A 17232-nucleotide genomic window follows, 5' to 3' on the forward strand; every position below is an offset into this window, starting at 1 on the left:
CCGTCTCGCGACGCCGCCGGGCCCCTGAGGGGACACCGGCGGCGGTCCTCGCCGCGACCGCCACCGGCATCGCGTGGTACGGCCGGTGGCGGGGAAAGGTTCGACGTCAGGGCCGGGCGTGACCGTACGCAGTCGACCGCTTGCGCGCCGGACGACCGGCGGCCTTCGCGATGGCCCGCAACTGCTCCTCGGTACGCGCCGAACCGTTGTCGGAGCCGGCCATCCGGGAGATGGTCTCCTCCATCAGCGTGCCGCCGAGGTCGTTGCAGCCGCCCTGGAGCATCGCGACAGTGCCCTCGTCACCGAGCTTCACCCAGGAGCACTGGATGTTGTCGATCCGGCCGTGCAGCAGGAGCCGGGACATGGCGTGCACCACTCGGTTCTCCCGCCAGGTCGGGCCCGGTCGGGCGATACCCGCCAGATAGATCGGAGCATTCGTGTGCACGAACGGCAGCGCCACGAACTCGGTGAACCCACCGGTGCGGTCCTGCACCCCGGCCAGCACCCGGAAGTGCGCCAGCCACTGCCCGGGGTGGTCGACGTGGCCGTACATCATGGTGGAGCTGGACCGGATGCCCATCTCGTGGGCGGTAGTGACCACCTCGACCCAGGCGGCGGCCGGGAGTTTGCCCTTGGTCAGCACCCAGCGCACGTCGTCGTCGAGGATCTCGGCGGCGGTGCCCGGGATGGTGTCCAGCCCGGCCTCGCGCAGCTGGAGGAGCCACTCACGGACCGGCACCCCGGCCTTCGCGGCGGCGGTGACGATCTCCATGGGCGAGAACGCGTGCACGTGCATCTCGGGCACCCGGGCCTTGATCGCGCGCACGATGTCGGCGTACCCGGTGACCGGCATCTTCGGGTCGATGCCGCCCTGGAGGCACACCTCGCTGGCGCCGAGGGCCCACGCCTGCTCGGCCCGGTCGGCGACCTGTTCGACGGAGAGCCGGTACGCGTCGGCGTCCCGCTCACGCTGCGCGAACGCACAGAAGCGGCAGCCCACGTAGCACACGTTGCTGAAGTTGATGTTGCGGTTGACCACGTAGGTCACGTCGTCGCCGACCGTCGCGCGGCGAACGTCGTCGGCGAGGCGGCACAGCTCGTCGAGCGCCGGCCCGTCCGCGCCGAACAGCGCCAGCGCGGCATCGGTGTGCCCGGGGTCGAGCAGCGCCGCCGGGTCGTCGGCGGCGAGCTTGAGCCCGGCCGCCAGGTCACGGTCCGCACCACTCCCGGCCGGCGCCACGGGTACGCCCGCCCGGCGGGCGGTCGCCTCCGGGGTGACCTTGCCAGCGACCTCGGACCAGTCGCCGTAGACGCTGTCGAAGTCGCCGCGCCGGTCGTCGGTGCGGCCGGTGGTGTCGATGGTGGCGTGCAGGTCGACCCGCCCGCCGAACACCTCCTCCGGCTCCTGCCACGGTCGTCCCTGCGGCATCGCCGACTCGACCGCCATGCCCGTCGACGGATCGGCCAGGGCACCGACGTGCGGCAGCAACCGTGGGTCGAGCCACGGGTCACCCGCGCGCACGTACTCGGGGTAGATCGTCAACCGCTCCCGCAACGTGAACCCGGCCAGCTCGGTGTGCCGGGCCAGCTCGTCGATCTGCGGCCAGGGGCGCTCCGGGTTGACGTGGTCGGGGGTGAGCGGGGAGACGCCGCCCCAGTCGTCGATGCCGGCGCGCAGCAGCAGGTCGTACTCGCCGGCGATGAGGTTCGGCGGGGCCTGGATCCGGGCCTTCGGGCCGAGCAGCAGCCGGGCCACCGCCACCGTGGCGGCCAGGTCGTGCAGCTCCGCGTCGGGCATGCCGCGCATCGCCGTGTCCGGCTTGGCGCGGAAGTTCTGCACGATCACCTCCTGGAGGTGCCCGTACTCCCGGTGAGCGCGGCGGATCGCGAAGAGCGCGTCCACCCGCTCCGCCGGGGTCTCCCCGATGCCGATCAGGATGCCGGTGGTGAACGGCATTCCGACCCGCCCCGCGTCCTCGAGCACCCGCAACCGGACCGCCGGCTCCTTGTCCGGTGAGCCGAAGTGCGGGCCACCCGGCTCGGACCAGAGCCGGGTCGCTGTCGTCTCCAGCATCATGCCCATGCTCGGCGCGACCGGCTTGAGCCGTTGCAGCTCCGACCAGGACAGCACCCCGGGGTTGAGGTGCGGCAGCAGGCCGGTCTCCTCCAGCACGGCCACCGCACAGGCACGCAGGTAGTCCAGGGTCGAGTCGTAACCACGTTCGTCCAACCAGGTCCGGGCCGCCGGCCAACGCTCCTCCGGCCGGTCACCCAGGGTGAACAGCGCCTCCTTGCAGCCCTGCGCGGCACCGGCCCGGGCGATGGCCAGCACCTCGTCGCGGTCCAGGAACGGCGCCGGCAGCCGGTGCGGCACTGTCGCGAAGGTGCAGTAGTGGCAGCGGTCCCGGCAGAGCCGGGTCAGCGGAATGAAGACCTTCTTGGAGTACGTGACCACACCCGGCCGCCCGGCATCCCGCAGCCCGGCGTCGCGGATTCCCCCGGCGAGCCGCAGCAGTTCGTCGAGCGCGTCGCCACGAGCGGACAACAGCGCGGTCGCCTCGTCGACATCCAGCGCCCGCCCGTTCGCGGCCCGGCCCAGGGCCCGCCGCACGCTCGCATCGCTCGGGCCGGAGTGGGTGCGATCAACCATCCACTCACCCTATGCGCAGCCCGACGCCTCCCAACCAGTCCCAGCCCGCACCGTGGGAAACGGCACTCGACGATCACGGCAGCGTCGCCCACGACGAGAAGTAGCTCCACCCCTTGGCGTTGGCGGCCGTCCGAGGACCACCCGGCCTCGTCGATCATGGAGTTGTGGTGGGCGCGACAGGTGGCCCGCGCCGCGACCCAGGCCGTTCACACCCCCGCAGCTGGCAATCTTGGACAGTTTCCGTCAACGCGGAACGGAAAGTGTCCAAGATCTACCCTGCCGGCTCCCACCCGCGCCGCTACCGGCGTAGCCGGCACGGGCGGGACCGTCAGACTGGGCTGCTGATCGTGACGGACTCAGCGGGGCTGGTCGGGGTGGTCGTTGGGCCTGATGTGTTGGGTGCGGTCGGTGTCCGGGTCGGCAGGGTGGGAGATGACCTCGGTCGGGTCGGCGGACTGGCGCGGGATCGCCTGAGTGGGGTCGGCCGACGGTGGCTGCCCGAACGGCGGCGCGGCCGGGGACGGCGGCGCCGACTGGGGAGCGGGGTTCGCCGGCGGCGCGGACTGCGGTGCCTGGAACGGCGGCGCGGACTGCGGGAACGGCGGGGCCGACTGCGGGTGCGGCGGGGCCGACTGCGGGTGCGGCGGCGCGGACTGCGGGGCCTGGAACGGCGGCGACTGCTGGCCGTACTGGCCCGCCTGCGGGTAACCACCCGGCTGACCGGCCTGCGGGTAGCCGCCGCCAGGCTGGCCCGGAGCGGGCCATCCACCCTGCGGCTGGCCGCCGGGCTGACCCGGGGCCGGCCAACCGCCCTGCTGCTGCGGCCAGCCCGGCTGGGGCTGGCCGTAGACGCCCGGCTGCGGCTTGGGGCGCGGCACGTAGTAATGGGCGCGCCAGATGGTGTAGACCACCCAGGCGGCGACCGCGAGGATCACCATCCAGGCGAACCGGGTGAGCACGCCGAGCAGCGCGTCGAGGACCTCGGCCTCGGCCAGCCGACCCACCGTCCAGATCAGCATGGTCAGCGTGCCGAACAGGGCGCTGACCGCGTACTCGACGACAGCGGCCTGCGTGATCAGCTTCGCCTTCGCCAACACCGGCGAGATGTGCGTGGCCAGGAGCACCGCCAGCAGTGGCAGACCCACCGCCTCCACCCCGACGAACGCGTAGAAGGCGCTGCCCGCGCGGTCGGTGAAGGAGCTGTAGTCGTTCGGGGCGATGAGCCGGAGCAGGCCCACGAAGAGGAACACGGCGTTGGCGCCAAGCAGCGCGAGCGCGGCGAGCTCCCGTAGCGGCTTGGTCAGCTGGCGGGCCTGCGTCGCGTCGGCGGACGCGGGCTCGGCGGGGCTGGTCACGAGCTCCCCCTCGGGGCATCAACGGACAGGTGCACGTGAGCCTAGTCTCCCGGGCCACCCACGGATCGGAGGCGTCACGTGCGCGAGGATGGTCGACATGCGCATCGTGGTACTGGCCGGCGGCATCGGCGGCGCCCGGTTCCTGCTCGGGGTCCGGGCGTACGCCCGTGACGTCGGCGCGGAGGTGACCGCCGTTGTCAACGTCGGCGACGACCTGTGGTTACACGGGTTGAAGATCTGCCCCGACCTGGACAGCGTCATGTACACCCTCGGCGGGGGCGCCGACCCGGAACGGGGCTGGGGTCGGGTCGGCGAGAGCTGGACGGTCAAACAGGAGCTGGCCGCGTACGGGGCGGAGCCGACCTGGTTCGGCCTCGGCGACAAGGACATCGCCACCCACCTGGTCCGCAGCACCATGCTCAACGGCGGTTACCCGTTGAGCGCGGTCACCGAGGCGGTGGCCAGCCGCTGGGAGCCGGGCGTACGCCTGGTGCCGGCGACGGACGACCGCCTGGAGACCCATGCCGTGGTGGAGGACGACCAGGGTCAGCGGGCGATCCACTTCCAGGAGTGGTGGGTGCGGTATCGGGCCGACATCCTCACGCACCGTTTCGTGTTCGTCGGCGCGGAGACGGCGAAGCCGGCCCCCGGGGTGCTGGACGCGATCGCCTCGGCCGACCTGGTGCTGATCGCGCCGAGCAACCCGGTGGTGAGCGTCGCGCCGGTGCTGGCCGTACCCGGGCTGCGTGCGGCGGTGGCGGACGGCCCGGCGCCGGTGGTGGGTGTCTCTCCGATCATCGGCGGCGCGCCGGTGCGGGGGATGGCCGACCGTTGCCTGGCCGTGCTCGGTGTGGAGTGCAGCGCGGCGGGGGTGGGTCGGCTCTACGGCGGCCGGGCGAGCGGCGGTCTGCTCGACGGTTGGCTGGTGGCCGAGGAGGACGCGGGCACCGTGGTGCCCGAGGTGACGGTCCGCGCGGTGCCGCTGCGGATGACCGACGAGGCGGCGACGGCGGCCATGGTCCGCGCCGCGGTGGAGTTGACGTGAGGCTGGAGATTCTGCCGGTGCTCGGCATCGGCCACGTGACCGAGGGTGACGACCTGGCCGCGGTGATCGCGACCGCTGCGCCATGGCTGCGCAACGGCGACGTGCTGGTGGTGACCAGCAAGATCGTGTCCAAGGCGGAGGGGCGGCTCGTCGACGTGCCGGCGGACGGGCCGGAACGGCTGGCCGCCCGGGACGAGGTCCTGGCCGGTGAGACCGCCCGGGTGGTCGCCAGCCGGGGGGCGACCCGGATCGTGCAGACCCACCACGGCTTCGTCATGGCCTCGGCGGGGATCGACGCGTCGAACGTGGACAAGACCCAGCTGGTGCTGCTGCCGGTCGACCCGGACGCCTCGGCGCGGGCTCTGCGGGGCGCGCTGCGGGAGCGCTACGACCTGGACCTGGCTGTGATCATCAGCGACACGATGGGCCGGCCCTGGCGCAACGGGCTCACCGATGTGGCGCTCGGGGTGGCCGGGATGCCGGCCATCCGCGACCACCGGGGCGAGGTCGACCCGTACGGCAACGAGTTGCAGTTGACCCAGATGGCCGTGGTGGACGAACTGGCGGGCGCCGGCGAGCTGATCAAGGGCAAGTGCGATCAGGTGCCCGTCGCGGTGGTGCGGGGTTACCTGCCCGCCACCAACCCGGACGACGCCGGTGGGGCGCGGGCGCTGATCCGCGACGCGGCGCAGGACCTGTTCTCGCTCGGTACCGCCGAGGCCCGCGCCGCCGGGCTCTCCGACGCCGCCACCCTGACCGACGGTCCCGGTCCGACACCGGCCGACCTGACCGCGGTGCGACGGGCCATCGACGCGGTCGCCGAGGTGATCGCCCCCGGTACGGTCTTCACCCTGGTGGACGAGGCCGAGGTACGCGCCGGTCTGGTCGCCGAGATGCCCGGGTGGCCGGACGGCGCCGACCTGCTGCTCGGCTCGGCCCCGACGCCCGTCGAGCCGCTCGGTCTGGTCCGCTTCGGCGCCGACCTGCACCGGCTGCGCGTCGCCCTGGCCGCCCAGGGCGTCGGGTCGACCCTGTTGCCGCCACCGCCCGGCAGCCCGGCGAGCGCCGCGCTCGCCCTGTAGCGCCGCCCTCGGCCTGTGCGAACGGCCGGGTCACGCGTCCAGCATGGCCCGGCCCAGCGGGGTCAACGTGTGCAGCACGCTGTTGCGTTCGCGGTGGCTGACCAGCAGACCAGCGTTGCGCAGCACCGTGGCGTGCTGGCTCGCCGCCGCCGGCGAGATGTTGAGCTGGCGGGCGACTTCTCCGGTGGTGCAGCCCTCGTCGCTGGCCTGCAACACCGCCGCCCTGGTGCGGCCCAGCAGCGCGGCGAGTGATTCGCGGCCGGCACCGGACGCGGCGCTGGCGTCGGCGGAGACCAGCGCGCCCAGCCGGTCCACCGGGTAGACCAGCACCGGTGGCAGCGCCGGGTCGAGCAGTGCGACCGGAGTGGCCGCGCAGAAGAACGACGGCACCAGCAGCAGCCCACGGCCGTCCAGGTGCAGCTCCCGGCTGTGCGGGTAGCTGCGGACCTCCAGCACCCCGCTCTCCCAGCGCATCGCCGGCCGGAGGCTGGTGAGCAGGCCCTCGACGCCGCCGTCGAGCAGCGCCCGCGCCCGTCGCGCGCGGTCCGCCGCAACCGCGGCCTGGATCCGGCTCCAGTACGGGCTGATCGCCAACGAGCGGTACTGCTCCATCGACTCGGCCAGGTGGTGCAGCGCCGACACCTCACCCCGAGCGAGCGCGGCCGCCGAGGCGGGCAGCTGGTTCTCGGCGGCCAGGACGCTCAGGTCCCGGTGCAGCAACTCGACGGGGGTACTGCGGAGTGCGTCCAGCCCGGCCTCGAAGCCCTCGACGCTGGCGTACGGGGTGAGGAAGTCGGGGAAGTAGCCGCGCGGCGGGTTCAACGCGAAGAGCAGCCGGAGCTGCTCGGAGCCGGAGTCCTGGCGCAGATCCCGGGCCACACTGCGCCGCCAGTTGGCCGTCAGCGGATCGCGGGTGCGACCGCGCAGCACGTGCAGGCTGAGGACCAGCTCCCAGACCGGGTCCGCCGCCGGCGCCACCCGGGTCCGGAGGATGTCCTCCCCAGAAAAGTGGATCTTCAGCATGGAGCGCTCCCGTGTCGCCGGCAGGGGGATGCCGGTTGACCGTTCGACTCTACCTGGCCGGCAGTAATCTCCATCTTTAAGCCTGGACTGAAAAACCTCGACGCTTCCGGGGCCGGTTGGGCATGCTTCCCATGCCCGAACACGGCGCCGCGCGTCCTAGACGCCCGTGCTGACAGGGCACCGGGACCGGGGAGGCCCCGGTGATCGGACGGCACCACGAGGGTCTGCGGCCCTTGCTCCGCAGAGGTGCCGTCCGGTCATCCCGCCCCCGCGCCGGCTCAGCCGACCCAGAGCGCGACACGATGGTCCTCGTCCGTGACGTAGAACGACAGTCCGTCCAGCTCCGCCACCCCCTCGACGTGGTGGAACGGGGCCAGGTCCGCCACCTGCTCCCCGACGAGCCGCCGCCCGTCGCCCGCCTCGCCGCCGGTGAGCCGGAACCGGACGTGCCGGGAGGTGACCTCGCCCCCGCCCGGATGGTCGTCGAGCAGAACCGATCCCTTGCCCAACGCGTCGATCGACCCGATCACGGCCGTGTACCCGCCGTCCACCGTCGGGGTGATCGCGCGGAAGCCGGTCAGCTGCCCCGGCGGAGTGACCCCGGTCAACACGTACGCGCCCAACGCCCGCGGCCACGCCTGGTCGGCCGTGAACATGCCCGGCACGCCGGCCACCTCGACCAGGATCGGCTCACCGGCATCGGTGACCGGGAAACGCAGCCCGAGCAGCACCGTCCCGGCCGGGGTGAAGGCCGACGCCTCCACGTTCAACGGCAGGTCGCCCGGGGCCAACCGACTCACCCAGCTCTTCTCCCGGAGGGTCCCCCGGGCCAGCGTCTCCACGATGAACCGCTCCCGCACCCGCTCCCCCGCCGGCAGGAGGGTCAGCGGCGCCGCGGCGAGAGCATCGTTCACCGCCCGGTGCAGTCGAAACGAGTTGCGCACCACGTGCACCGGCACCGGCCCGGCCGCCGCGTCGTCCTCACGGAACCGGGCCACGAAGGCGCGCCGAGGTCGCAGCGGGCCAGCCTTCGAGCCGAAGTGGGAGCCGAAGACGTACACCCAGCCGTCGTGGTGGGCGAGCGCCTCACCGTCCTCGGTCCGCCCGTTCTCCACACCGGCGTCCGCCCGCACGTGCAGGGCCGTCCACTCCCCGTCGTCGCGCTCCAGCAGCAGCGCGAGGCAGCGCTCCACCGGCCCCTCGTCCAGCACCGTCCAGAAGCCCCGCCGGGCACCGTACGCGCGCAGCAGCGCCGCCGACCGCACGGGCAGCAGATCGCTGGCCTCGTTACCGGCCACCACGAATTCGACGAGTCGCAGGGTCACCGAGCCAGCGTACGGAGCACACGCTCGTACAGTGGCGGGGTGCCCGACACCGTGATTACCGGCCCGACCGCCCAGACGACCGACCCCGAGACGTACAAGGCGCTGCACGCCGACGCCACCGCTTTGCTGGAGGGCTGGCAGCCCACCAGCCCGGACGCGGCCAGCGCGCGCGACCGGACCCTCGCGCTGCTCGCCGCCGGCCCGGTAGCGATGAGCCGGCAGCACCGGCCCGGGCACGTCACCGCCAGCGCGTTGGTGCTGGACTCCACCGGCTCCCGGGTGCTGCTCTGCCTGCACCTCAAGTTCGGGCGTTGGGTGCAGCTCGGCGGGCACTGCGAGCCGACCGACCAGACCCTGGTCGCCGCCGCGCTCCGCGAGGCCACCGAGGAGTCCGGGATCGCCGGCCTGCGCATCGACCCGGTGCCGATCGACGTGGACGTGCACCAGGTGCAGTGTCAGGGCGGCTCGGCGCACCACGACGTCCGGTTCGCGATGATCGCCCCGCCCTCGGCGGTGGAGCAGGTCAGCGACGAGGCCGAGGAGCTGGGCTGGTTCCCAGCGGACCAGCTGCCCGAGCCGCTGGCCGGCGGGACCGTCCAACTGGTCGCACCGGCCCTCGCCGCCCTCAGACGTAGCCCTCTTCGCCTCGCTCCTTGAGCTCGTCGACCAGGGTCTTGACGTCCTGCGCCCGGTCGCGCGGACAGACCAGCACCGCGTCCGGGGTGTCCACCACGATCAGGTCGCGCAGGCCGAGGACGGCCACCAACCGACCCGACTGCGGCACGACCACGAGGTTGCTGCTGTCCCGCAGCAGCACGCCCGGCTTGGCCTCCGTGCCGAGCACCACGTTGCCGGCGTCGTCAGTTGGCAGCACGTCACCCAGGGTGTGGAAGTCACCGACGTCGTTCCAGCCGAAGTCGCCCGGCACCGTCGCGACCCGACCCGCCGTGGCCGCACCCTCCATCACCGCGTAGTCGACGGAGATTTTCGGCAGGGTCGGCCAGATCGCGCCCAGGACGTCGTCCTGCTCCGGGGTGCCCCAGGCGGCGGCGATCGCGGCGACGCCGGCGTGCAGCGCCGGCTGCTGGCGAGCCAGCTCGGCGAGGAAGACGTCCACCCGCCACACGAACATGCTCGCGTTCCACAGGTGCCGGCCCGAACGGACGTACGCCTCGGCGACCTCGGCGGCCGGCTTCTCCTTGAACTCGGCCACCGGCCGCCACGGCACACCCTCGGTCGGATCGCCGGTCTCCAGGTACCCGTAGCCGGTCTCCGCACGGGTCGGAGTGATCCCGACGGTCATCAGCAGGCCCTGCTCGGCCCCGCGGACCGCCTCCTGGACCGTGCAGACCCAGCTGTCCGTGTCGCGGATCAGGTGGTCGGCCGCGAAGCTGCCCATCACCGCGTTCGGGTCACGCGACGCGATCACCGCGGCGGCCAACGCGATCGCCGCGCAGGAATCCCGGGGGGAGGGCTCGACCAGGATGTTCTCCTCCGGCAGCACGGTCAGCTGCCGTGCCACCGCCGCCACGTGCGCGGCACCGGTGACCACAAGGGTCCGATCCGGTGTGGTCAGCGGCGCGAGCCGTTCCACGGTCGCCTGGAGCAGCGAGGCGCTGGTGCCGGTCAGCGGGTGGAGGAACTTGGGATGGCCAGCGCGGGACAACGGCCACAACCTCGTGCCACTGCCACCTGCCGGAATGACCGCATAGAGCATCCGCACATCATGCCCGACGTACCTGCCCAAAGTGGCACGGGTCACCCGCAGCGGCGCGGAGGATCAGGAACGGGCGCGACTCCACGCCGCGATGTGCACCTCGGCGCTGGACTCCCAGGTGAACTCCTTGGCCCGGTCGAACCCCGCCTTCGCCAGCGACAAGCGCCGCTGCTCGTCGTCGAGCAGGGCGGCCAGGTCGGTGCCGATCTGCTCCGGGTCCTCCGAGGTGTACGCGACCGCGTCGCCGCCCACCTCGGGCAGCGAGAGCCGGGGCGTGGTCAGCACCGGGGCGGCGCACGCCATCGCCTCCAGGATCGGCAGCCCGAACCCCTCGCCGTAGGACGGGTAGGCGGCGACCAGGGCACCGCCGAGGAAACCCGGCAGGTCGCCGTAGCGCAGGTAGCCGGGGCGCAGCAGACGCAGGTGCGACGGCACCTCGGCCACCGCCCGGTCGATGTCCTCGTCGTGCCCCTGCCCGCCGGCGATCACCAGGGCCGGCGGGTCGACCCGGTCAGCCACGGCCCGCGCCCACCCACGGATCAGGTTGGGCACGTTCTTGCGAGGCTCCTTGGCACCGAGGAAGGCGACGTAGCTGCTGTTGCCCAGCCCCAGACGCGCACGTACCCGCGCCTTCTCCTCCTCGGTGGGAGCGTGGAAGGCAGCCTGGTCGACGCCGTGGTAGGCCACGTCGATCCGCGTCGGGTCGGCGTCGAGCAGACGGATCAGCTCGTCCCGGGTGGCCTTGCTGGGCACGATCACGCGGTCGGCGCGGCGCAACGAGGTCTTGATGGCGCTGCGGAAGAACGTGCGGCGCGACTTGTCGTAATGCTCCGGCTCGGTGAAGAACGTCGCGTCGTGCACGGTGACCGTGACCGGACACCCGGCCCGAAGCGGGCAGGTGTAGAAGGGCGAGTGCAGCACCTCTGCGCCCACCTGCTGAGCGAGCAGCGGCAGGCCGGTCTGCTCCCAGGCCAGCCGGGCCGGGCGGTGCGCCACGGCGGCCGGGGCCGGGATGATCTCCGCGCCGGGCAGCATGCGGGTGTAACGCTCCAGATCGGTGCGGAGACTGACCACCGCCAGCTCCACCCCCGACCCGCACACCTTGCCGAGGGCACCGAGCAGACCGTCGACGTATCGACCGACACCACCACGGTCGGCGGGGACACTCGTGGCGTCGATGAGCACGCGGGGCGGGCGACCGGCGGTCACGGGGCGACTCCTTGTACTGGCGGGCTGTGGGGAACAACACTCCGGGGGTAAAGCCTACGCCGGGGCGTGGGGCCGACGCTGACTGCGACCCGACGGTACGCCGACTTGTCATCGTCATCGAGTACGGCCCGCAGGGGCGTATCGTTCGCGCCGATGGCCGACAACATTGCCCGGGTGTTCGCCGACGCGATCGCGACCGACCCGACCCGACCGCTGCTCACCTGGTACGACGACGCCACCGGCGACCGCACCGAACTCTCCGGCGTCACCTTGGCGAACTGGGTGGCGAAGACCGCCAATCTCCTCGTCGACGAGGTCGGCCTCGCGCCGGGCACCCCGGCCGGCGTGCTGCTGCCGCCGCACTGGCAGACCGCGGCCGTGCTGCTGGCCTGCTGGTCGGCCAAGCTGAGCGTCGTCGACACGCCGGGCGACGTGGGGGTGCTCTTCGCCGCCGCCGACCAGTTCGACGAGGCGCAGTCCTGGTCCGCCGACGAGCGGTACGCCCTCGGGTTGGCCCCGCTCGCCGCCCCACTTCGGCAGGTGCCGCCCGGGTTCGCCGACTACGTCGTCGAGGTACGCGGACACGGTGATCACTTCACGCCGCAATCCGGCCCTGGCCCCACCGACGCGCACCTGCTGGCTCGCGCCGAGGCCCGCGCTGTGGAACTGGGCATCGAGCCCGGCGCGCGGATCTTCGTGGACGCCACCCGTCACCCCGACCCGGTCGACTGGCTGCTGGCCCCGCTGACCCGGGCCGCCACAGTGGTCCTCAACGCCAACCTGGACCCGACCCGGCTGACCGCCCGACTAGCCACGGAAAAGGTCACGCACCCCCTCCCCTAGCCCCCACCCCCACTCGGTCGATCATGGAGTTGCAGTGGGCAACTGATGCTGGTATGCCCTTTTTGCGAGGCACCACAGCTCCGTGATCGACGCCTGAGGGGCGGGGGTCAGGACGTCGTGCGGGATCGGGCCAGGGCGGCGAAGGCGGTCAGGGACTCGGGGTTGACCAGGGCGCCCTTCGCCGCGGCCTGGTCGACCGGGGTGCCGGTGAGGATCTTCTTGACCGGCACCTCCAGCTTCTTCGCCGAAAGGGTGCGCGGCACCGAACGCACCTGGTGGATCTCGTCGGGCACGTGCCGGGGTGAGAGCGCCGTGCGCAGTTCACGGCAGATCTTCGCGCGCATCGGGTCGTCCAGCTCCAGACCCTCGGCCAGCACCACGAAGAGCAGCAGTTCCCCGGCACCGCCCTCGTCGTCCTCCAGGTGCACGACGACCGAGTCGAGCACCTCCTCGAGCCCTTCCACCACCGAGTAGAACTCGGCGGTGCCGAGGCGCACCCCGCCTCGGTTCAGGGTGGCGTCGGAGCGGCCGGTGATCACGCAGCCACCCCGCTCGTTGATGGTGATCCAGTCACCGTGCCGCCAGACGCCCGGGTAGACGTCGAAGTACGCCTCGCGGTAGCGGGTGCCGTCCGGGTCGTTCCAGAAGCCCACCGGCATGCTCGGCATCGGTTCGGTGATCACCAGCTCGCCCAGCTCGCCGATGACCGGCGTGCCGTCCGCGGAACGGGCCTCCACCTTGGCGCCCAACGCCCGGCAGGCGATCTCACCGGCGTACACCGGCAGCAGCGGCACCCCACCGACGAAACCGGTGCACACGTCGGTGCCTCCGGAGAGCGACTGGAGCTGGACGTGGTCGCCGACGGTCTCGTACACCCAGCGGAAACCCTCGGCGGGCAGTGGAGCACCGGTGGAACCCACGCCGCGCAGCGCCGACAGGTCGGCGACCTCCCGGGGGATCAACCCGGCCTTACGGCAGGCCAGCAGGTACGGCGCGGAGGTACCGAAGTACGTCGTGCCGGTCTCCGCCGCCAGCCGCCACAGCCCGCCGAGGTCAGGCTCAGCCGGCCGGCCGGGCTCCGCCCGGACCCCGGGGTTGCCGTCGAAGAGCACGATGGCCGCCCCCACCGCCGGGCCGGAGACCAGGAAGTTCCACATCATCCAGCCGGTGGTGGTGAACCAGAAGAACCGGTCGGCCGGGCCCAGATCGTGGTGCAGGGCGAGCATCTTCAGGTGCTCCAGCAGGATGCCGCCGTGGCCGTGCACGATCGGCTTCGGCAGCCCGGTGGTGCCCGAGGAGTACAGCACGTAGAGCGGGTGGTCGAACGGCACCGGCGTGAACGTCAACGGCTCGTCGGTGGGTGCGGCCAGCTCGGCCCAGCCCAGTGCGCCCTCGGGCGCGGCGCCCGTCGGGTCGAGGTAGCCGATGCTGACGGTGTGGCGCAGCGACGGCAGGGCGGCCCGGATCGCGGCGACCTCGGCACGCCGGTCCACCGGCTTGTCGCCGTACCGGTAGCCGTCCACGGCGACCAGGACGGCCGGTTCGATCTGCTGCCAACGGTCGGTGACGCTACGGGTGCCGAACTCGGGCGCGCAGGACGAGAAGATCGCGCCCAGGCTGGCGGTGGCCAGCAGCAGGACGTACGTCTCGGCGATGTTCGGGGCGTACGCCGCCACCCGGTCACCGGCGGTGACGCCGAGCCGGCGCAGCCCGGCCGACACCCGGCGGACCTGCTCGCGCAGCTCACCGGCGGTCAACGTGACCGGCGGGCGGGTCTGCCCGTGGGAGATCACCACCGGGTCGTCGTCGGCCCGCCCCGGCATCCGCAGCACGTTCTCCGCGTAGTTGAGCGTGGCGCCGGGGAACCAACGGGCGCCGGGCATCCCCCGCTCGGCCAGGGTGGCGGTCGGCGGGGTGTGCGCGATCACCTCGAAGTGGTCCCAGATCGAGCGCCAGAACCCGTCCAGATCGGTGGTGGACCAGCGCCACACCGCGTCGTAGTCGGCGAAGTCCAACCCGCGGTGCTCCCGCAGCCAGCGCAGGTAGGCACCGATCCGGGACCGCTCACGTACGTCCGCCGGCGGCGTCCACAGCATGTCACCCACTGCTCCACCCTCCCCCTGGCCCGACACGACACTGTGACTGGGCCGTGGCGCCATCTTGCCCTACCTCGAAGCGCCATTCTGCGCACCGGGTAGGCCAACCGACGCGTGCCCGTCCCACACTCCAACCCGCCACCTCATGTGGGTCAGCCGGCGCGGTGGGCCTGGATGGCGCGACGGCGGGCCAGCCGGTGGGCACGGCGGATCTCCGCCTCCTTGTACCGGCGCTCGTCCTCCGCCGTCTCCGGCAGCACCGGGCGGACCGCCCGCGGCGCCCCGCCGACGTCCACGCCGACGAACACCAGGTACGCGGTGGCCACCCGGACCGGTGCGTCCTCGGCCGAGTCCCACCGTTCGGCGACCACCCGCACGCCCACCTCCATGGAGGTCTGGCCGGTCCAGTTCACCTGGGCGTGCGCGTGCACCAGGTCGCCGACCCGGACCGCCTCGGAGAAGACGATCTCGTCGATCGCCGCGGTCACCGCGGTCCCGCCGCTGTGTCGGGCGGCAGCGGCCCCGGCCACGTCGTCGACGAACTTCATCAGAACCCCGCCGTGCACGGTGCCGTAGAGGTTGACGTCCACCGCGGTCATGATCTTGCTGAGAGTGACGCGCGAGTACGACGTCGGCTTGCCGGTTGGAGCGGCGGAGAGGTGCTCAGTCATGTCGAAAACGGTACGGTGCGCGGATGCGACATCTCTGGAGCTTCCTCGCCGGGCTGGTGGTGGCGCCCATCACCTGGGTGCTGGTCACACTGGGGCAGGACGGGTCGAGCCGGACGGTCGACCGCTGGGTGGAGATCGGCACGTTCAACACCGCCAACCTGATCGAGCCGGCCGTGTACCTCGGTGTCGGCGGTGTCCTGCTGGGCCTGCTCGGCACGCTGCGCTTCTCGCCGCTGGGCCCGATGGTGGCCGGTGCGCTGCTGGTCACCCCGTACATCGGGATGTTCGTGGCGCCCTTCTCGGTGCGGGACGCGATCCCGCACGAGTGGAAGGTGCTCGGCGATCCTCTGCCGCTGCGACTGCCCGTGGAGAACGGCACGCTCTTCCTGCTCGGCCTGCTGCTGCTGATGGCGACCTTCAGCCAACAGCGTTGGCGGCAGTGGCCGAGCCCGGCCGCCGAGCCGGCCGCGGCACCCACCCCCGCGTCGGACGGAGGCCCCCGCAACGACGACTTCACGTTGACCGACTGGCCGGCCCCCGCGCCCGCGGAGCGCGACAGCGCCCCCCTCACACTGGGTTACCCGACGGACTCGACACCGACCGAGCCGCTGCCCCGCCGTGTGGGTGGAGAATCACCCTGGTCCGCCCCACCGCGCGGCCAACCGCGCCCCGAGGACACCACCGAGATCCGCTGATCGTCGGGGCGGGCCGGTGGACCGGCCCGCCCCTTTCGTCTCTTCCGAGCTAGTGCAGCGCGACCGCCAGATCCGGGTCGACAGTGCCGAGGCTGGCGCGGGGAACCACGAGGAGCATGACGATCAGCGCGGCGGCCATGCCACCCGCGATGACGATCGCCATCGGTACGCTCCCGGTGCCGAACAGACCGGCCAGTGGGGCCGAGACCGCGCCGATGCCGAACTGCACCGCGCCGAGCAGCGCGGCGGCGGTGCCAGCGGCCTCGCTGTGCCGGCTCATGGCCAGCGCCGGCGCGTTGGGCAGGGCCAGGCCGGCGGCGGCCAGGACCAGCCACAGTGACGCGAGCAGGGTGCCCAGGCCACCGATGCCGGTCGCCGCGAACATGACCAGCAGCAGGCCGGCCGCCGTTCCGGCGATCAGGGCGCTGACCAGGATCTGCTGCGGGGTGTAGCGGCGCAGCAGCCGAACGTTGAACTGGGTGGCCCCGATCAGGCCCACCGCGCCGGCCCCGAAGGCGATGCCGAACTGCTGCTCGTCGAGGCCGTACTCCTGCTGGAGCACGAACGACGAACCCGAGACGTACGCGAACAGGGCCGCCATCGCCAGCCCGGCGACCAGCACCAGCCCGACGAACGCCCGGTCGTTGACCAACCCCCGGTAGTCGCGCAGGGTGGCCCGCACCCCGCCGTGCCGCCGACGCGCGACCGGAAGGGTCTCCGGGAGCCGGAACGCGGCCACGACGATCAGCAGCGCGCCCAGCACCGCCAGCGCCGCGAAGACGCCCCGCCAGTCGGTCCAGCTCAGCAGGCCGCTCCCCAGGGTCGGCGCGAGGATGGGCGCCAGGCCCATGACGAGCATCAGCCGGGAGAAGATCCGGGCGAAGGAGGCCCCGCTGAACAGGTCGCGAACCACTGCCGTCGCGACCACTGTGGCGGCGGCGACGCCGAGACCCTGGAGTACGCGCAGCCCACCGAGCACCGCGATGTTGGGTGCGAAGACGCACAGCACGGAGGCCACGATGTGCGCGGCCAGCCCGGCCAGCAGCGGCACCCGCCGTCCGACCACGTCGGAGAGCGGCCCGATCAGCAACTGGCCCAACGCGAGGCCGACAAGCGTGCCGGTCAGCGTCAACTGCACAGCGGTTTCGGTGGTCTGCAGGCCCGCCGTGATGGCGGGTAGCGCGGGCAGGTACATGTCGATGGTCAACGGCCCGATTGCAATCAACGCGCCCAGCACGAGGACGAGTTGCGCCCGCTGACGGTTGGTCATCAGGTCGCCGGGCAGCACTTCTTGCGCGACGGCGGAATCGCGTCCGGTCTTCTCCACCAACTGCTTCATCATCTCGATCTCTCTGCGGGCGCGTCGTCCCGAGCGGCGGCGCGGGACGTCACCGGGACCGCGTGGACGTGGCGGCACGGCGTGGGGTGCCCGACGGTGGGCGGCGTGGACGTGACGAGGCAGGGGGCGTGGCGGGGGCGGCCGGGTGGGCCGATGATCCGAGGGTGATCCTCTCGCTCGGC

14 protein-coding genes are annotated in these 17232 nt (G+C 72.5%); 5 read left to right on the forward strand and 9 right to left on the reverse strand.

Annotated features, from left to right (window positions below; genetic code table 11):
- Positions 1-106: 106 nt before the first annotated feature.
- Both ABTW72_RS23975 and ABTW72_RS23980 read right to left on the reverse strand, forming a co-directional pair.
- Positions 107-2650, reverse strand: a complete 2544-nt coding sequence (locus ABTW72_RS23975; RefSeq protein WP_350861998.1) for a bifunctional FO biosynthesis protein CofGH — start codon at positions 2648-2650, stop codon at positions 107-109.
- A gap of 356 nt (positions 2651-3006) precedes the next feature.
- Positions 3007-4005 (reverse strand): hypothetical protein, encoded by a 999-nt coding sequence (locus ABTW72_RS23980; protein ID WP_350862000.1) that lies wholly within the window; start codon positions 4003-4005, stop codon positions 3007-3009.
- A 97-nt stretch (positions 4006-4102) separates the two neighbouring features.
- Between ABTW72_RS23980 and cofD the strand changes: the two genes are divergently transcribed.
- Positions 4103-5050 (forward strand): 2-phospho-L-lactate transferase, encoded by a 948-nt coding sequence (gene cofD, locus ABTW72_RS23985; protein WP_350862002.1) that lies wholly within the window; start codon positions 4103-4105, stop codon positions 5048-5050.
- The gene (locus ABTW72_RS23990; RefSeq protein ID WP_350862004.1) at positions 5047-6132 is read left to right on the forward strand and encodes a coenzyme F420-0:L-glutamate ligase; all 1086 of its coding nucleotides are present in this window, start codon (positions 5047-5049) and stop codon (positions 6130-6132) included. Before cofD ends, ABTW72_RS23990 begins: the two co-directional genes overlap by 4 nt.
- Positions 6133-6162: 30 nt before the next feature.
- Here the strand turns inward: ABTW72_RS23990 and ABTW72_RS23995 are convergent, their stop codons facing one another.
- Both ABTW72_RS23995 and ABTW72_RS24000 read right to left on the reverse strand, forming a co-directional pair.
- Positions 6163-7155: an ArsR/SmtB family transcription factor gene (locus ABTW72_RS23995; protein ID WP_350862006.1), complete on the reverse strand. Its 993-nt coding sequence runs from the start codon at positions 7153-7155 to the stop codon at positions 6163-6165.
- Between the two features lie 278 nt (positions 7156-7433).
- The gene (locus ABTW72_RS24000; protein ID WP_350862008.1) at positions 7434-8480 is read right to left on the reverse strand and encodes a hypothetical protein; all 1047 of its coding nucleotides are present in this window, start codon (positions 8478-8480) and stop codon (positions 7434-7436) included.
- 39 nt (positions 8481-8519) lie between these two features.
- On the opposite strand from ABTW72_RS24000, the gene ABTW72_RS24005 reads away from it, so the two are divergent.
- A complete protein-coding gene (locus ABTW72_RS24005) occupies positions 8520-9137 on the forward strand; it encodes an NUDIX hydrolase (RefSeq protein ID WP_350862010.1) in 618 nt (205 codons plus the stop codon).
- Here the strand turns inward: ABTW72_RS24005 and ABTW72_RS24010 are convergent.
- Both ABTW72_RS24010 and ABTW72_RS24015 read right to left on the reverse strand, forming a co-directional pair.
- The gene (locus tag ABTW72_RS24010) at positions 9106-10197 is read right to left on the reverse strand and encodes a mannose-1-phosphate guanylyltransferase (protein WP_350862012.1); all 1092 of its coding nucleotides are present in this window, start codon (positions 10195-10197) and stop codon (positions 9106-9108) included. The genes ABTW72_RS24005 and ABTW72_RS24010 overlap by 32 nt on opposite strands.
- 63 nt (positions 10198-10260) lie before the next feature.
- Positions 10261-11406 carry a glycosyltransferase family 4 protein gene (locus ABTW72_RS24015; RefSeq protein WP_350862014.1) on the reverse strand — a complete coding sequence of 382 codons (1146 nt, stop codon included), beginning with the start codon at positions 11404-11406 and terminating at the stop codon, positions 10261-10263.
- 153 nt (positions 11407-11559) lie between these two features.
- On the opposite strand from ABTW72_RS24015, the gene ABTW72_RS24020 reads away from it, so the two are divergent.
- Entirely contained in the window at positions 11560-12249 is a 690-nt protein-coding gene (locus tag ABTW72_RS24020; protein ID WP_350862016.1) for a TIGR03089 family protein, read from the forward strand.
- A 107-nt stretch (positions 12250-12356) separates the two neighbouring features.
- Here the strand turns inward: ABTW72_RS24020 and ABTW72_RS24025 are convergent, their stop codons facing one another.
- Both ABTW72_RS24025 and ABTW72_RS24030 read right to left on the reverse strand, forming a co-directional pair.
- A complete protein-coding gene (locus ABTW72_RS24025; protein WP_350862018.1) occupies positions 12357-14354 on the reverse strand; it encodes an acetoacetate--CoA ligase in 1998 nt (665 codons plus the stop codon).
- A gap of 143 nt (positions 14355-14497) precedes the next feature.
- Positions 14498-15016: an acyl-CoA thioesterase gene (locus ABTW72_RS24030; RefSeq protein WP_091394150.1), complete on the reverse strand. Its 519-nt coding sequence runs from the start codon at positions 15014-15016 to the stop codon at positions 14498-14500.
- A gap of 23 nt (positions 15017-15039) precedes the next feature.
- Between ABTW72_RS24030 and ABTW72_RS24035 the strand changes: the two genes are divergently transcribed.
- Entirely contained in the window at positions 15040-15711 is a 672-nt protein-coding gene (locus tag ABTW72_RS24035) for a hypothetical protein (protein ID WP_350862020.1), read from the forward strand.
- 49 nt (positions 15712-15760) lie between these two features.
- Here the strand turns inward: ABTW72_RS24035 and ABTW72_RS24040 are convergent, their stop codons facing one another.
- On the reverse strand, positions 15761-17053 hold the full coding sequence (locus ABTW72_RS24040) for a multidrug effflux MFS transporter (RefSeq protein ID WP_350862022.1): 1293 nt from the start codon (positions 17051-17053) through the stop codon (positions 15761-15763).
- Between the last annotated feature and the right edge of the window lie 179 nt (positions 17054-17232).

Source organism: Micromonospora sp. NPDC127501, from assembly GCF_040302185.1.
Lineage (GTDB): Bacteria > Actinomycetota > Actinomycetes > Mycobacteriales > Micromonosporaceae > Micromonospora.